Here is a 14,694-nt window from a genome sequence, read left to right as displayed (position 1 = left end):
CGGCGCAACTGGCAATTTGAACACCCATCTCCAAGCCAACAGACAGTTCTATTTCCTCTATCTGATCGGCAGGTGTATGGCTATCATTAGCGCTTGTTACAAATCATTTACTGGTGCCTTTCACGCAGCCAGTTCCGAAGCCCCTTGGCGTACATCGGACGTCCCAGAAAAAAACCCTGCCCTTCTTCGCATCCCATTTGCACCAATGAGTCTCGAACCCATTTGCTGCCTATGCCTTCGATGACCAGGCTCATGTTCAGCGACTGAGCCAGCGCCAGCGTGCTGGTCACCATGGTTTTACTGAAGGGTTGATGGAGGGAATTTACAAATTTCTTATCAAGTTTTATCTGGCTGAAAGGGAGATGGCAGAGCAGTTGCAGTGAAGTAGCCCCCAACCCAAAATCGTCAATTGCCAGACCACAACCGAGCATACGCAAGCGTAAAAGGTTGTCCCGCGCCTTGGGATCCAGATCAAGCAGGTCGCTTTCCGCCACCTCGAAAATCAATAACGAGCCTGGAAGTTCATGTCGCTTAAGGGCGCCCTGTATGTAATCAGCCAAATCGTCCGAGGCCAGCTGCGAGGCATGCAGATTGAATGCGATCTCGACATTCGTGTTTTGCCTGCGCACGTCGCTTAAAAAAGTCAGGCCCTGCTCCAGAACCTGCTCGAACATTTCGTCAATCAGGTTGTGCGCTGACATCTCAGCCAGAAAATCACGAGGCAACAACAAGCCCCGCGTCGGATGCACCCAACGGACCAGCGCCTCGACACCTGTAAAGGTGTCCTCGCGCAAGGCGAGCTTGGGCTGATACCAAGCCTGAAACTCACCTTGCACCAACCCCCTGCGGATATCATAGGCGCTAGGTGCTTGTTTCGACTTCTCGGGCTCTACCTTCGATTCCCCCCAGCGTTGCCGGTATTGCTGAATCATCCGATGCAAGGGACGCATTTGCATGGGTTGGCTCATTACCCCGAGCAGCTCCAGGCCGACTAAAAGCGCCGTTCTCTCAAGTGCACGACTCACCGTAGGCTGCAAAGTGCCGCATAGCGCTACGGCCCGGACCATTCCCGCTCTCGCAGCCTGTTGAAGAAACTCCAGATGATCAAGGTCTCTGCCAGCCAAGTCACACAACACGATATCAACGCCACCTGAGGCCTCTAACTCTCGCAGTGCCTGCCTGACGTCCGTCGCTTGAAGGATATCGGTTACGCCCAATCGCCGGAGCATCATCACATGGATTCTGCGCGTAAACGCGTAGTCATCCAGCACCAGAACCCTCGGGTATTTCATTTTGGTCAATCGCTCTACTGGTTTTAAGTAGCGCTGAATACTGGTTAAAAAGAAGGACGCTAGCCGTAGGAAACAGCCCTCTATCCTGTAGGGGATTTCCCAGAGCTCAACTGCGGCGCAATCAGTGTGGTACGGCCGTACGGATTTCACCCTCGACCAAGCGCGCGGCGCTATTGCCCAGTGGATCCTCGGCATTCAAGTCAGCACCTTTGCTCACCAGAGCATCCAGCAACTCCACCCGTTTAAACAACCCGGCGTACATGGCGGCGGTCTGGCCGGCACCGTTGCGCTGATCCGGGCTGCAATCAGTCGCAAGCAAGCGCCGGGCGATTTTCATCTCGCCCTTGAAGATGCTCCCCATCAGAGCGGTATTACCTCTTTTATCCTGAGCACAGGCATCCGCACCAGCCGCCAGCAATTGCTCGACCGCTTGGGCCTGACCATGATAAGCGGCCAGAATTAACGCGGTGTAGCCCTTATCGTCCTGAGTATCGAGGGGGTAACCCGCCTCTATAAAGGTGTTGAGCATCTCGACGTCGCCCCGGCGTGCGGCGTCGAAATAGTAAGCCTGTAACTGTGCCTTCATGGCTGCCGGATACGTTGGCACCACCCGTTCAACACCCGCCCCGGCATAAACGCCCAGCGACCAGCAGGTTAAAAACAGCGAAACATACATACGCATAATGTGATTCCTCGGTCTCGGAACGACGCCATGCCAACCACGGCATGGCGTCGGATTGAGTACGATGCGATCAGTCAGTCAGCTTGGTTGCCAGAGCCTTGACTCGGGCCAGGTCGCCCTTGGCGACCTTGGTCACACCGGTGCCGTATTCCGGATCTGCCTTGTAGAGGAACGACAGCATGATGTGTTTGCTCTCGTCATCGGTATTGGCCAATGAACCACCGAAATTTTCGATCAAATCCTTACGCTCCTTCGTAGTGAAAGAACGATACAGATCGCCCGCCTGCTTGAAGTTCTGCTCGCGCTGGATCTTTGCTTGCTGGGTGCTACCCGACAGAGGCAGCTGGCTGTAGCGTGCGGCTTGCAGCTCCTCACGGGGCATCAGGCGGCTCGGCTGGTAGTTCACACCGGTATCGGTGCTGGCGGTATTCATCGCGCCATCCTGATTACCGTTGTTCACAGCGACTTTCGGCGCGTTGATCGGCAGTTGCAAAGCGTTGGCGCCCAGGCGATACATTTGTGTATCCGCATAGGAGAACACCCGCCCTTGCAGCAGGCGGTCTTCCGACGGTTCAATACCTGGCACCAGGTTGGCCGGAGCCATGGCCACCTGCTCGGTTTGCTGGAAAACGTTGGCTGGATTGCGGTTCAGTACCATCTGACCGACTTTTCGCTCAGGTACACCCGGCCAGATTTTTGTGGCATCCAGCGGGTCGAAATCGAATTTCGACAGATCCTGTGGATTCAACACCTGGACATATAGATCCCATTTGGGGAAGTCTCCCTTTTTGATATGGGCAACCAGGTCGTTAGTCATATGGCTGTAATCACGACCTTGAACTTCAGTGACCTGTTTTGGATCAAGATTATTGATGCCCTGCAGACTTTTCCAGTGAAACTTCACGTAATGCACTTCGCCTTTGGCATTAATCAACTTGTAGGCGTGCACTCCATTACCGTCCATTTCCCGGTAACTGGCCGGAGTCCCCGAATTGGAATACAGTTCGGTCAAGGTACGGGTAGCTTCCGGTACATGGGAGAAGAAATCGAAACGGCGTGAATCATCATCCAGATTGGTTTGTGGATCAGGTTTGAAAGCGTGAACCATGTCCGGGAACTTGATGGCATCCCGAATGAAGAAGGTTGGGAAGTTGTTGCCCACTAGGTCCCAATTGCCATCAGCGGTGTAAAACTTGGTGGCGAACCCCCGTGGATCACGCAGGGTTTCCGGTGAGTGATTGCCGTGCACCACTGCCGAGAAGCGGACGAACACCGGTGTCGACTCACCACTAGCGAAAACCTTAGCCTTGGTAAGGTCACTCAGGTCGTCGGTGACGGTGAAAGTACCATGAGCACCGGTTCCTCGCGCGTGCACTACCCGCTCGGGGATACGTTCGCGATCGAAACGCTGAAGCTTCTGGATCAACTGAACATCTTGCAGCAATACCGGGCCGACTGTGCCCGCAGTTTGTGAGTTCTGATTATCACCTACCGAGGCACCGTTATCACGGGTCAGCGTAGCGGCCTGTACGGAAAGTGAAAGCAGACTCGCGGCAAGCACGCCAAGTATGCGTCGTTGGGAAAAAGCCCCCAGGCCAATCGTGGTCGTCATTGGAGTTCCTCTGATTTTATAGGGCGCATCCATATGCGCTCGTTCAGAGACTAATGACCACATGACCAGAATATAAATTGAAAGACTTCAAGAGCGTGATAGATAAAAACATCTGGCTTAATTAACTCAACCTGAAAGTATTGCACCACCCCCTTCAGCGCTATCAAGCTCCGCTAGTGGTTCGCGATCAGCCGTTTTCACAAACGCTGATCCTACTCTCGCAGGCAAAGACATTACCCACTGAGCCGCTGACAAAACCACGGCATTAGCCCCTGTCTGGCCCTGCGGTTGGTTGCCGAGTGCGGCACGGGTCAGGGGGGAGTAGTAAAAGGCCTACATCGACACGCGGCTGAGTTTGGATTCACGCTGCAACTCGCTGAGGGCGTTTCCTAGGAAATTGAGAATTGTCCTACAGACCATGAAAGATTGGAGGACATACACTCGCGAACAATCGCAAGGACGCAGGTCAACCATACACCCATGTCTAAGGTAAACGAGACTGAATGTGCTATCTAGTATTCATCGTCATAGCCGTAATCATTACCACCCTTGGATTATCGCTGTACGGTTGGTATCGCCACCTGCACGCCGATTAGGATGACGTTGCTCAACAAGCATGCCTTCGCGCCCTGCCAACCGAACACACCCTCCCATCAATTCGACTCCCCCCCTTCCAAACGGCACCGGCCAGCAGCACCTGCGGCCTATCGAAAATACTTCATCTCGTTTAGAAGCAGGACCACCCATCGAGGCAGAGCCGTAGGACCAATATCCAGACTGGCACAGACTTCGGGAAACGACTGCCCCTCATCCAGCACCATACTGGCTGCCTTGAGTTTGAACTCACTGGAACAAGATTTACGCATATCCAAACACCTCAGATTTGTGCGCCGTCATAGCGCCCGATTGAAATGTCCAAAATCACTAGGCCAGTTCACTACTCGGGCGTTGAGCTCGGGCATCTGATCGAAGCTGCGAACATGGTATCGGCAACCGATTCGCGTGGACCGGTCCTGATAATTTTGAAGAGGAAGCAGGCGTGAAAAATCGAGAAGTCACGTAAAAGTCACGCACATGAAAAAGGCCAATGCTGTGAACATTGGCCTAAGTCATTGAATAATATGGTCGGGACGGAGTGATTCGAACACTCGACCCCTAGCACCCCATGCTAGTGCGCTACCGGACTGCGCTACGCCCCGACTAGGCGTGAATCTGTTCCTCTTCTCGAGGGACGCTCAAGAATATAACGCAAGCTTTTGAAAACTGGAAGTATTTAAAAGCAAGAATTTACTTCTTGAGTACCACCAGCACATCTTCGAGCTCGGAGATCATTTGGCGGATCATTTGTTTGTATTGGGTGGTGTCGTCTTTGGCCTCATCGCCGGACAAACGCAGGCGTGCGCCGCCGATGGTGAACCCCTGGTCGTACAGCAACGCGCGGATCTGCCGGATCATCAGCACGTCCTGGCGCTGATAATACCGGCGGTTTCCGCGGCGTTTGACGGGGTTGAGTTGAGGAAACTCCTGCTCCCAGTAGCGCAGCACGTGCGGTTTTACCGCACATAACTCGCTGACTTCACCAATGGTGAAGTAGCGTTTGCCCGGGATGACGGGAAGTTCGTCGTTATGACTTGGTTCCAGCATAAGCCTCAACTCGGGCCTTCAACTTCTGCCCTGGACGAAAGGTGACCACACGGCGAGCCGTGATCGGGATTTCTTCTCCCGTTTTCGGATTGCGGCCAGGCCGCTGGCGTTTGTCCCGAAGGTCGAAGTTGCCGAAACCGGACAACTTGACCTGTTCGTTGTCTTCAAGAGCGTGCCTGATTTCTTCGAAAAACAGTTCGACCAATTCCTTGGCTTCCCGCTTGTTCAGGCCCAGCTCTTCATACAGACGTTCCGCCATCTCAGCTTTCGTCAAAGCCCCCATACGTCACTTCCTTAACGTGGCGTTCAACCTTTGTTCGAGCGAGGTGAGGATGTTTTGCGTCGCGGTATTCACCTCATCGTCATTAAGAGTGCGCGATGGATGCTGCCAGGTCAAGCCAACTGCAAGGCTTTTTCTATCAGGATCAATGCCTTTACCCTGATAAACGTCAAAGAGCCTGAGGTCTGTCAGCCATTCGCCTGCATTTTCACGGATTACGTCCATGACAGCACTGGCTGCAACACCGGCATCGGCCAGCAATGCCAGGTCACGACGCACTTCAGGAAAGCGCGATAACTCATGGAATTTAGGCATTTTGCCCAAGGCCACTTCGCTCAATACCAGCTCGAAGACGAAGACCGGACGGTCGAGACCGAGGGTTTTCGACAATTCAGGGTGAAGCGCGCCGACAAAGCCGACTTCGCGACCATCGCGTTCGATGCGCGCGGTTTGGCCCGGGTGCAACGCCGGGTGCTTGCCTGGAGCGAACGTAAACGAATCCAGCGCACCGGCAAAGCCCAGCACCGCTTCCACGTCAGCCTTGACGTCAAAGAAATCGACGACATCGCGCCCTTGCGCCCAACCTTCCGGCAGACGGCTGCCGCATACCACGCCGGCAAGCATCGGTTCTTGCTTCAAGCCTTCCAGCTGACCGACGAAGCGCAGGCCGCTTTCGAACAGGCGCACACGATCCTGTTGACGGTTCAGGTTGTGCTGCAGTGCCTTGACCAGACCTGGCCACAGGGACGAACGCATCGCCGCCATGTCATTGGAGATCGGGTTGGCCAGCAGCAGCGGTTCAACACCCGGATTGAACAGTTCGAACTGTTTCGGATCGATGAAGCTGTACGTGATCGCTTCCTGGTAACCACGTGCCACCAGCAGGCGACGCAACTCAGGCAGATCGCTGCGCGCTTCAGCCTTGGCTTGCGGCGCCAGACGGGCTTGCGGGTAGCGAACCGGCAGACGGTTGTAACCGTACAGGCGGGCCAGCTCTTCGATCAGGTCGACTTCCAGGCTGATATCGAAGCGATGGCTTGGCACTTCGACGCGCCACTGCCCTGCCCCGTCAGCAGAAATCTTCAGGCCCAACGCGCTGAGCAGACGCTCGACTTCGGCCGAATCCATTTCCATGCCCAGCATCTGGGTGATGCGCTGGGCACGCAGGGTAATCGGCGCCACGGACGGCAGGTGTTGCTCGCTGACGGTCTCGATGATCGGACCGGCTTCGCCACCAGTGATTTCCAGCAGCAGGCCAGTAGCGCGCTCCATGGCTTCACGGGCCAGTTGCCAGTCCACACCCCGCTCGTAGCGGTGCGAGGCGTCAGTGTGCAGGCCGTAGGAACGTGCCTTGCCCGCCACTGCGATCTGGTCGAAGAACGCGCTTTCCAGGAACACATCGCGAGTGGTTGCGGACACGCCGCTGTGCTCGCCACCCATGACGCCGGCGATCGCCAGGGCACGGGTATGGTCAGCGATGACCAGGGTATCGGCACGCAGGCTGACTTCCTGGCCGTCGAGCAGTACCAGCTTCTCGCCCTCTTCGGCCATGCGCACGCGGATGCCGCCGTTGATCTCGGCAAGATCGAAGGCGTGCAGCGGTTGACCCAGCTCCAGCATCACATAGTTGGTGATGTCGACGGCAGCATCGATGCTGCGCACGTCGGCTCGACGCAGGCGCTCGACCATCCACAGCGGCGTAGGCTTGGATAGGTCGACGTTACGGATAACGCGCCCCAGGTAACGCGGGCAGGCAGCCGGGGCCAGCACTTCAACCGGACGCACTTCGTCATGCATGGCTGGAACACTAGCCACTACCGGACGAGTGACTTCGGCGGCATACAGCGCGCCGACTTCACGGGCCAGGCCGGCCAGGGACAGGCAGTCGCCGCGGTTCGGGGTCAGGTCGACCTCGATGCTGGCGTCTTCCAGGTCCAGGTAGACACGGAAATCCTCGCCCACCGGCGCATCGGCCGGCAGCTCCATCAGGCCGTCGTTGCCTTCACCAACCTGCAGCTCGGATTGCGAGCACAGCATGCCGTTGGACTCGATGCCCCGCAGCTTGGCTTTCTTGATCTTGAAGTCACCTGGCAGTTCGGCATCGATCATGGCGAACGGGATCTTCAGGCCCGGACGCACGTTTGGCGCACCGCACACGACCTGGAAGGTTTCCGAACCGTTGCTGACCTGGCAAACCCGCAGCTTGTCGGCATCCGGGTGCTGCTCGGTGCTCAGCACCTCGCCCACCACCACGCCACTGAAAACACCGGCGGCCGGCGTCACGCTATCGACCTCAAGACCGGCCATCGACAGACGAGCAACCAGCTCGTCGCGACTTACCTGCGGGCTTACCCAGCCGCGCAGCCATTGTTCACTGAATTTCATCCTGCTCTCCTAAGAATTCGTTACGACTAGCGAAATTGCGCGAGGAACCGCAAGTCGTTGTCGAAGAACAGACGCAAGTCGTTCACGCCGTAACGCAGCATGGCCAGACGCTCGACGCCCATGCCGAAGGCAAAGCCGGAGAACTCTTCCGGATCGATGCCGGACATGCGCAGCACGTTCGGATGCACCATGCCGCAGCCCATAACTTCCAGCCAGCCGGTCTGCTTGCAGACACGGCAGCCCTTGCCGCTGCACATCACACATTCCATGTCGACTTCAGCGGATGGCTCGGTGAACGGGAAGTACGAAGGGCGGAAACGCACGGCCAGTTCTTTTTCGAAGAACACCCGCAGGAACTCTTCGATGGTGCCTTTCAGGTCAGCGAAATTGATATCGCGATCGACCAGCAGGCCTTCGACCTGGTGGAACATCGGCGAGTGGGTGATATCCGAGTCGCTACGGTACACACGGCCTGGGCAGACGATGCGGATCGGCGGCTGTTTCGACTCCATGGTGCGGACCTGTACCGGCGAGGTATGGGTGCGCAGCAACATGTTGGCATTGAAATAGAAGGTGTCATGCATCGACCGGGCCGGGTGATGGCCTGGGATGTTGAGCGCCTCGAAGTTGTGATAATCGTCTTCGACCTCAGGGCCTTCGGCAATGCCGTAGCCGATGTGGGTGAAGAACTGTTCAATACGTTCCAGAGTGCGAGTAACCGGATGCAGACCACCGGAGGTCTGGCCACGGCCAGGCAGGGTCACGTCAATGGACTCGGCGGACAGTTTGGCGGCCAGGTCGGCCGCTTCAAACAGTGCCTTGCGGGCATTGAGAACCTCTGTGACACGCTCCTTGGCAACGTTGATCAGGGCGCCGACTTGCGGACGCTCTTCTGCCGGCAGATTCCCCAGGGTCTTCATCACCTGAGTCAATTCGCCCTTTTTGCCAAGGTAGTGAACCCGGATTTGCTCCAGGGCATTGATATCTTCAGCGCTTTGCACAGCCTCTAGTGCTTGAGAGACGAGCGCATCCAGGTTTTCCATGTACAGACTCCAGATACAAAATAGGGGAAGAGCTTGAAGGCTCTTCCCCTATTTATGACGTTTACCACCTTGGGCTACAGGAGTAACCCAGGGTGACTGTCGGGGGTACTTAAGCCAAGGTGGCTTTAGCTTTCTCGACAATCGCAGCAAACACCGCTTTTTCGTTCACGGCCAGTTCAGCCAGAACCTTACGGTCGATTTCGATGGACGCTTTTTTCAGGCCAGCGATGAAACGGCTGTAGGACAGACCGTTAACACGAGCACCAGCGTTGATACGAGCGATCCACAGAGCGCGGAACTGACGTTTTTTCTGACGACGGTCACGGTAGGCGTATTGGCCTGCCTTGATTACCGCTTGCTTGGCAACACGGAATACGCGTGAACGCGCGCCGTAGTAGCCTTTAGCGAGTTTCAGAATTTTTTTGTGACGCTTACGGGCAATGACGCCACGCTTTACACGAGCCATGAGTTACTTCCTCTATTCTTAACCAAAAATTAGCAAAGGCGCAGCATGCGCTTGACTTTTGCCACGTCAGACGGATGCAGCAAGCTGCTACCGCGCAGTTGACGCTTACGCTTAGTCGACATTTTGGTCAGGATGTGGCTCTTGAAAGCGTGCTTGTGCTTGATACCGTTAGCAGTTTTCAGAAACCGCTTAGCAGCACCACTTTTAGTCTTCATCTTTGGCATGTTCGGATACTCCGCATTCAGTTGATAAACATAATCAGAAGGCCTGCCGTGCCCTGTTGATTACTTCTTCTTTTTCGGGGCGATGACCATGATCAGCTGGCGTCCTTCCATCTTAGGATGCTGTTCGACCGAACCGTACTCGAGCAGGTCACCTTCAACCCGCTTGAGGAGTTCCATCCCCAGCTCCTGGTGGGCCATCTCACGGCCGCGGAATCGCAAGGATACCTTGGCCCTGTCCCCATCACTCAGGAAACGTACCAGGTTGCGCAGTTTTACCTGGTAATCCCCTTCCTCCGTCCCTGGACGAAACTTGATTTCTTTTACCTGAATCTGCTTCTGGTTTTTCTTAGCCGCGGCAACCTGCTTCTTCTTCTCGAAGATCGATTTGCCGTAGTCCATCAGCTTGCAAACAGGGGGTACTGCATCGGCGGAAATTTCCACCAAATCGAGCTTGGCTTCTTCAGCCTTAAGAAGCGCGTCTTCAATTGACACAATCCCAAGCTGCTCGCCTTCAGCCCCAATTAACCGAACCTCGCGTGCCGAGATATTCTCGTTGATCGGGGCTTTCGGTGCAGCTCGTTTATCTTGTCTCATTTCACGCTTAATAATAATTACTCCGAATCTGGGCGACCACGCCGGGAAACCGCTTGCGCGAGAAACTCAGCGAACTGGGCGACGGGCATCGAGCCCAGGTCAGCACCTTCACGAGTACGCACAGCGACAGTCTGCATCTCGACTTCCCGATCTCCAATAACCAAGAGATAGGGAACCTTGAGTAAAGTATGCTCGCGGATTTTAAAGCCGATCTTTTCATTTCTCAAGTCGGACTTGGCACGAAAACCGCTTTGATTGAGAGTTTTTTCAACTTCAGCGGCAAAATCTGCCTGTTTATCAGTGATATTCATGATCACTGCCTGGGTCGGAGCCAGCCACGCAGGGAACGCGCCCTCGTAATGCTCGATCAGAATTCCGACGAAACGCTCGAAGGAACCCAGGATCGCCCGGTGCAACATGACCGGGTGCTTGCGACTGTTGTCTTCGGAGACGTATTCGGCTCCCAGACGGATCGGCAGGTTAAAATCGAGCTGCAAGGTACCACATTGCCAGACACGGCCAAGGCAATCTTTTAGCGAGAATTCGATTTTAGGACCGTAGAAAGCCCCTTCGCCCGGCTGCAGATCGTACGGCAGGCCCGCGCTATCAAGGGCTGCGGCCAGCGCGGATTCTGCACGATCCCACAGCTCGTCGGAACCGACGCGTTTTTCCGGACGAGTGGACAGCTTCATCTCGATGTCTTTGAAGCCGAAGTCGGCATAGACATCCATGGTCAGCTTGATGAAGGCAGCGGATTCGGCCTGCATCTGCTCTTCGGTGCAGAAGATGTGGGCATCGTCCTGGGTGAAGGCACGCACGCGCATGATGCCGTGCAACGCACCCGACGGCTCGTTACGGTGGCAGGCACCGAACTCGGCCAGACGCATCGGCAGCTCGCGGTAGCTCTTCAGGCCCTGATTGAACACCTGCACGTGGCAAGGGCAGTTCATTGGCTTGATCGCGTAGTCGCGGCTTTCCGACTCGGTGGTGAACATGTTCTCGGCGTAGTTGGCCCAGTGCCCGGATTTCTCCCACAGGCTACGGTCAACCACTTGCGGCGTCTTGATCTCCAGGTAGCCGTTTTCACGCTGAACCTTGCGCATGTACTGCTCGAGCACCTGGTACAGGGTCCAGCCGTTCGGGTGCCAGAACACCATGCCCGGTGCTTCTTCCTGGGTGTGGAACAGCCCAAGGCGCTTGCCGATCTTACGATGGTCGCGCTTTTCGGCTTCTTCGATACGCTGGATGTAAGCAGCCAGTTGCTTCTTGTCCGCCCAGGCGGTGCCGTAAACGCGCTGCAATTGCTCGTTCTTGGCATCACCGCGCCAGTAGGCACCGGACAGTTTGGTCAGTTTGAAGGATTTCAGGAAGCGGGTGTTCGGCACGTGCGGACCGCGGCACATGTCGACATATTCTTCGTGAAAGTACAGGCCCATGGCCTGTTCGTTCGGCATGTCCTCGACCAGGCGCAGCTTGTAGTCTTCGCCACGCTGGGTGAACACGTCGATCACTTCGGCGCGCGGAGTGACTTTCTTGATGACGTCGTAATCTTTCTCGATCAGCAGGTGCATGCGCTGTTCGATGGCCGCCAGGTCGTCCGGAGTGAAAGGACGCTCGTAGGCGATGTCGTAATAGAAGCCTTCATCGATGACCGGACCGATCACCATTTTCGCCGTCGGGTACAGCTGCTTGACCGCATGGCCAATCAGGTGCGCGCAAGAGTGGCGAATGATCTCCAGCCCCTCTTCGTCTTTGGGCGTGATGATTTGCAGGGTGGCATCGCTGTCGATGACATCGCAGGCGTCAACCAGCTGGCCATTGACCTTGCCGGCCAGGGTGGCCTTGGCCAGGCCTGCACCAATGGATGCGGCGACCTCGGCTACGGAAACCGGATGATCGAACGAACGTTGACTGCCGTCGGGAAGAGTAATAGTGGGCATGGCGCCTCCTCTCCTAGTGGTGACCCCTACCAAAGGTCACGTGGGTTGGGATGAGCAGCCAGTACGCGATTCAGCCCAGGCCATTCAATGATGAACGCCTGCCTTACAGCGGCAGGAGCCTTGCGGCCAACCGGAAACCGAACCAGAGTGACTGGAGATCAAATCAGGGTTATTCGGGTATCGACCGCGAACGGAGAACGGATCATCCGGCGCCTGAAAATACCCAAGCCTGGGATGCTAGCACAGATGAACGGTCATGACTGCGCGGTCGTCGCGCAAAGCACCGATTCAGAGAGCGTGCCGCGGAAAAATGAACTTGGCATGTACGCCGGGCCTCAAATAGGCTGAGAATCGCACCACTTATCGACCTCGAGGAGTTCCCGCCATGCGCCTTACCCGTCTTTTCGCCCTTGCCGCCCCACTGATCATGTTGCTTCCGCTCAGTGCACAGGCAGCCTGGCCTGCCGGAACGCGCGACGCATTCATGAAGGATTGCACCCCTGCCGCCGCCCAGACCATCGGCGAGGCAAACGCCAAGAAGCATTGCGCCTGCGGTGCAAACCAGCTCAACGAAAAACTCACGACCGAAGAAATCGGCCAATTGATGAGCAAGCAGACCCCGCCATCACCCCAGCTCGTTGCCAAAGCGCAGGCCGCCATTGCCGTCTGCAAGGCTAAATAACACCCGCTTCGACAGGGTGTTTTGACGCTCCGGACGGTCAAAAAAAGGCCCGAAAACGGCAAAAACCAACAAATTACCCAGCTTTTACAGCTTTTTTTATCGCTTTTATTTTTGCCTCAAACCCCTATAAACAGGGGGTTTCAGCGGTTTTCAGGGCGAAATAAAATGCGATGGGTCGGCAAACAGCGCTGCTGGGGGGGTTCCAAGTCGAACATTTCGACTATGATACCCCGGTGTGCCCAGTTGGCCTGAGCAGCACAGTACTACTGAAAATATATGTTTCTTGGAGATACACCATGTCTAATCGCCAAACCGGCACCGTCAAATGGTTCAACGATGAAAAAGGCTTCGGCTTCATCACTCCTCAAGGTGGCGGTGACGACCTGTTCGTACACTTCAAAGCTATCGAAAGCGACGGTTTCAAAAGCCTGAAAGAAGGCCAGACCGTTTCCTTCGTGGCTGAGAAAGGCCAAAAGGGTATGCAAGCTGCACAGGTTCGCCCAGAGTAATTTCTCGGCGCACTAAAAAAACCCCGTCCATGTGACGGGGTTTTTTATGGGCGTTACAAAAGCCTGAAGCGATCAGCCGCAATTGACCCGGGTAATCACCAGGTTGGCATCGGTGTTCAGGTTCAAACGATCGGAGCGGTATTCCAGGGTCATCATGTCGTGAGGCTTGAGGATCCGGGCATTCTGCGAGCCAGAGCGCGTACGGGCCTCTTCCAGCAATTGCGGCGAAGCCTTCTTGCCCAAGGCAAATTCGGCAGCCTTCGCATCACAGCGACCGCTGCCCGCCTGGGCCGCCGCGGGATCTTTTGCCTTCTCGGAGGTGGTGCTGCAACCGCTCAACATGACGGCGGCCAGCAATGTACCCAATGACACGAGCTTCCAAGGCATGACGCCTCCTTTTTTTTCAAAAAATTTAAACTGAATGCCTGCGACAACCGTTCAGGGGCTTGGTTTCATGGCCACGACCAATACCCTGCCCTCATACGCGCCAAACGTGCAAGTTTGCCTGAGCCAGAAGCACCTGTTCAGCCCACAATCGTGACTGAATATGAACAGGGCTCAGTAGATATCGATGTAGTCAAAGGGAGGATTGGGCCAGTTCTGCTTCAAGGCGTTGAAGATCTGCATCACCCACACCGCGTCACTGGCGGCGATCGCGCCGACGTAGCCCGAGCCCTTGGCCCAGGTCTCCAGCCGAAACAGTAGCCCGTCGATATCCGTTCCGCCCACGGCGCCTGACGAAATGTAAGCAATACCCGAGCGCGTAACCCTCAACTGGGTGTGCTGTTCATCGCTGGCAGACGCCAATAGCTGGCGCACAGCCTCCAGCGTCAAGCCATCCGGGGTATTCAAATCGATCTGCACAGCCTGTTCCTCGACATCGGTAGATGCCCAAGTGTCGCATAGCTGCACATTCATGCCTAAGTCGCAGTGCCAAACGTCGCGCAAAATGCTTAACTCAATCCACTGACTATCCCGACTTCGCGAGATACCCATGAGCACCGTGCACATCGACGCCGACATCAAGGCCAGTTGGCCTGAAGGCCACTGCTCCTACAGCCCGGGTAGCCCGGAAGAACTGGCGATCATTGGCATCGACCTGCTGGTCAAGGAACTGGGGACCCAGGCCGCGCAACGCTTCATCGAACAGATCTTCGACAAGCACCCCGCCGACCACAAGGGCGTCACGCACACCGGACAGGCGTAAAACCCCGCAGGCTGGCACCTGCGGGGCTAGGGTCTGTTGACGTTTGGTGGCGAGCCACGTTGCTGGGCCAACGTGGGCGAGGCAAGGCGCGGGATGCCGCCAATGGTTGTTCCCTTGGCAAATCCCGCAACGCA

Annotated in this window: 17 protein-coding genes and 1 tRNA gene; 3 read left to right on the top strand and 15 right to left on the bottom strand. The window is 56.0% G+C overall.

The features are described from left to right. Positions 1–107: 107 nt before the first annotated feature. From AC3WQN_RS22840 to thrS, 13 genes are all read right to left on the bottom strand, one after another. Positions 108–1,292, bottom strand: a complete 1,185-nt coding sequence (locus tag AC3WQN_RS22840) for an EAL domain-containing response regulator (RefSeq protein ID WP_256587323.1) — start codon at positions 1,290–1,292, stop codon at positions 108–110. A gap of 121 nt (positions 1,293–1,413) precedes the next feature. Beyond that, on the bottom strand, positions 1,414–1,974 hold the full coding sequence (locus tag AC3WQN_RS22835; protein WP_103401214.1) for an ankyrin repeat domain-containing protein: 561 nt from the start codon (positions 1,972–1,974) through the stop codon (positions 1,414–1,416). Positions 1,975–2,044: 70 nt separating this feature from the next. Continuing rightward, positions 2,045–3,586: a catalase KatB gene (gene katB / locus AC3WQN_RS22830; protein WP_103401213.1), complete on the bottom strand. Its 1,542-nt coding sequence runs from the start codon at positions 3,584–3,586 to the stop codon at positions 2,045–2,047. A 704-nt stretch (positions 3,587–4,290) separates the two neighbouring features. Further along, positions 4,291–4,452: a transposase gene (locus AC3WQN_RS22825; RefSeq protein WP_256587321.1), complete on the bottom strand. Its 162-nt coding sequence runs from the start codon at positions 4,450–4,452 to the stop codon at positions 4,291–4,293. Positions 4,453–4,708: 256 nt separating this feature from the next. Then, positions 4,709–4,785, bottom strand: a tRNA-Pro gene (locus AC3WQN_RS22820). Between the two features lie 88 nt (positions 4,786–4,873). Next, the gene (locus tag AC3WQN_RS22815; protein WP_027620568.1) at positions 4,874–5,230 is read right to left on the bottom strand and encodes a MerR family transcriptional regulator; all 357 of its coding nucleotides are present in this window, start codon (positions 5,228–5,230) and stop codon (positions 4,874–4,876) included. Then, positions 5,211–5,513: an integration host factor subunit alpha gene (ihfA, locus tag AC3WQN_RS22810; protein ID WP_002553164.1), complete on the bottom strand. Its 303-nt coding sequence runs from the start codon at positions 5,511–5,513 to the stop codon at positions 5,211–5,213. Before ihfA ends, AC3WQN_RS22815 begins: the two co-directional genes overlap by 20 nt. A gap of 3 nt (positions 5,514–5,516) precedes the next feature. After that, positions 5,517–7,895: a phenylalanine--tRNA ligase subunit beta gene (gene pheT / locus AC3WQN_RS22805; protein ID WP_103401212.1), complete on the bottom strand. Its 2,379-nt coding sequence runs from the start codon at positions 7,893–7,895 to the stop codon at positions 5,517–5,519. A 26-nt stretch (positions 7,896–7,921) separates the two neighbouring features. Next, positions 7,922–8,938 (bottom strand): phenylalanine--tRNA ligase subunit alpha, encoded by a 1,017-nt coding sequence (pheS, locus tag AC3WQN_RS22800; protein ID WP_095143262.1) that lies wholly within the window; start codon positions 8,936–8,938, stop codon positions 7,922–7,924. 109 nt (positions 8,939–9,047) lie between these two features. After that, on the bottom strand, positions 9,048–9,404 hold the full coding sequence (rplT, locus tag AC3WQN_RS22795; protein WP_003174975.1) for a 50S ribosomal protein L20: 357 nt from the start codon (positions 9,402–9,404) through the stop codon (positions 9,048–9,050). A 29-nt stretch (positions 9,405–9,433) separates the two neighbouring features. Beyond that, the gene (gene rpmI / locus AC3WQN_RS22790) at positions 9,434–9,628 is read right to left on the bottom strand and encodes a 50S ribosomal protein L35 (protein WP_003442181.1); all 195 of its coding nucleotides are present in this window, start codon (positions 9,626–9,628) and stop codon (positions 9,434–9,436) included. Positions 9,629–9,688: 60 nt separating this feature from the next. Next, complete coding sequence (gene infC, locus AC3WQN_RS22785) at positions 9,689–10,240, bottom strand: translation initiation factor IF-3 (protein ID WP_172668659.1); 552 nt, start codon at positions 10,238–10,240, stop codon at positions 9,689–9,691. Beyond that, on the bottom strand, positions 10,240–12,162 hold the full coding sequence (thrS, locus tag AC3WQN_RS22780; protein ID WP_103401211.1) for a threonine--tRNA ligase: 1,923 nt from the start codon (positions 12,160–12,162) through the stop codon (positions 10,240–10,242). Before thrS ends, infC begins: the two co-directional genes overlap by 1 nt. A 385-nt stretch (positions 12,163–12,547) precedes the next feature. Between thrS and AC3WQN_RS22775 the strand changes: the two genes are divergently transcribed. Together AC3WQN_RS22775 and AC3WQN_RS22770 are read left to right on the top strand one after the other, a co-directional pair. Further along, the gene (locus tag AC3WQN_RS22775; protein WP_103401210.1) at positions 12,548–12,844 is read left to right on the top strand and encodes a hypothetical protein; all 297 of its coding nucleotides are present in this window, start codon (positions 12,548–12,550) and stop codon (positions 12,842–12,844) included. A 296-nt stretch (positions 12,845–13,140) separates the two neighbouring features. Then, positions 13,141–13,353 carry a cold-shock protein gene (locus AC3WQN_RS22770; protein WP_003179963.1) on the top strand — a complete coding sequence of 71 codons (213 nt, stop codon included), beginning with the start codon at positions 13,141–13,143 and terminating at the stop codon, positions 13,351–13,353. A 72-nt stretch (positions 13,354–13,425) separates the two neighbouring features. Here the strand turns inward: AC3WQN_RS22770 and AC3WQN_RS22765 are convergent, their stop codons facing one another. Both AC3WQN_RS22765 and AC3WQN_RS22760 read right to left on the bottom strand, forming a co-directional pair. Beyond that, positions 13,426–13,740, bottom strand: a complete 315-nt coding sequence (locus AC3WQN_RS22765) for an I78 family peptidase inhibitor (RefSeq protein ID WP_103401209.1) — start codon at positions 13,738–13,740, stop codon at positions 13,426–13,428. 171 nt (positions 13,741–13,911) lie between these two features. Next, positions 13,912–14,217: a hypothetical protein gene (locus tag AC3WQN_RS22760; protein ID WP_103401226.1), complete on the bottom strand. Its 306-nt coding sequence runs from the start codon at positions 14,215–14,217 to the stop codon at positions 13,912–13,914. Positions 14,218–14,347: 130 nt separating this feature from the next. Between AC3WQN_RS22760 and AC3WQN_RS22755 the strand changes: the two genes are divergently transcribed. Further along, complete coding sequence (locus tag AC3WQN_RS22755) at positions 14,348–14,560, top strand: hypothetical protein (RefSeq protein ID WP_103401208.1); 213 nt, start codon at positions 14,348–14,350, stop codon at positions 14,558–14,560. Positions 14,561–14,694 lie beyond the last annotated feature (134 nt).

The organism is Pseudomonas sp. FW300-N1A1 (assembly GCF_058789115.1).
Note: the sequence above shows the minus strand (reverse complement) of the source record. Positions and strands in the feature narration are given on the sequence as shown.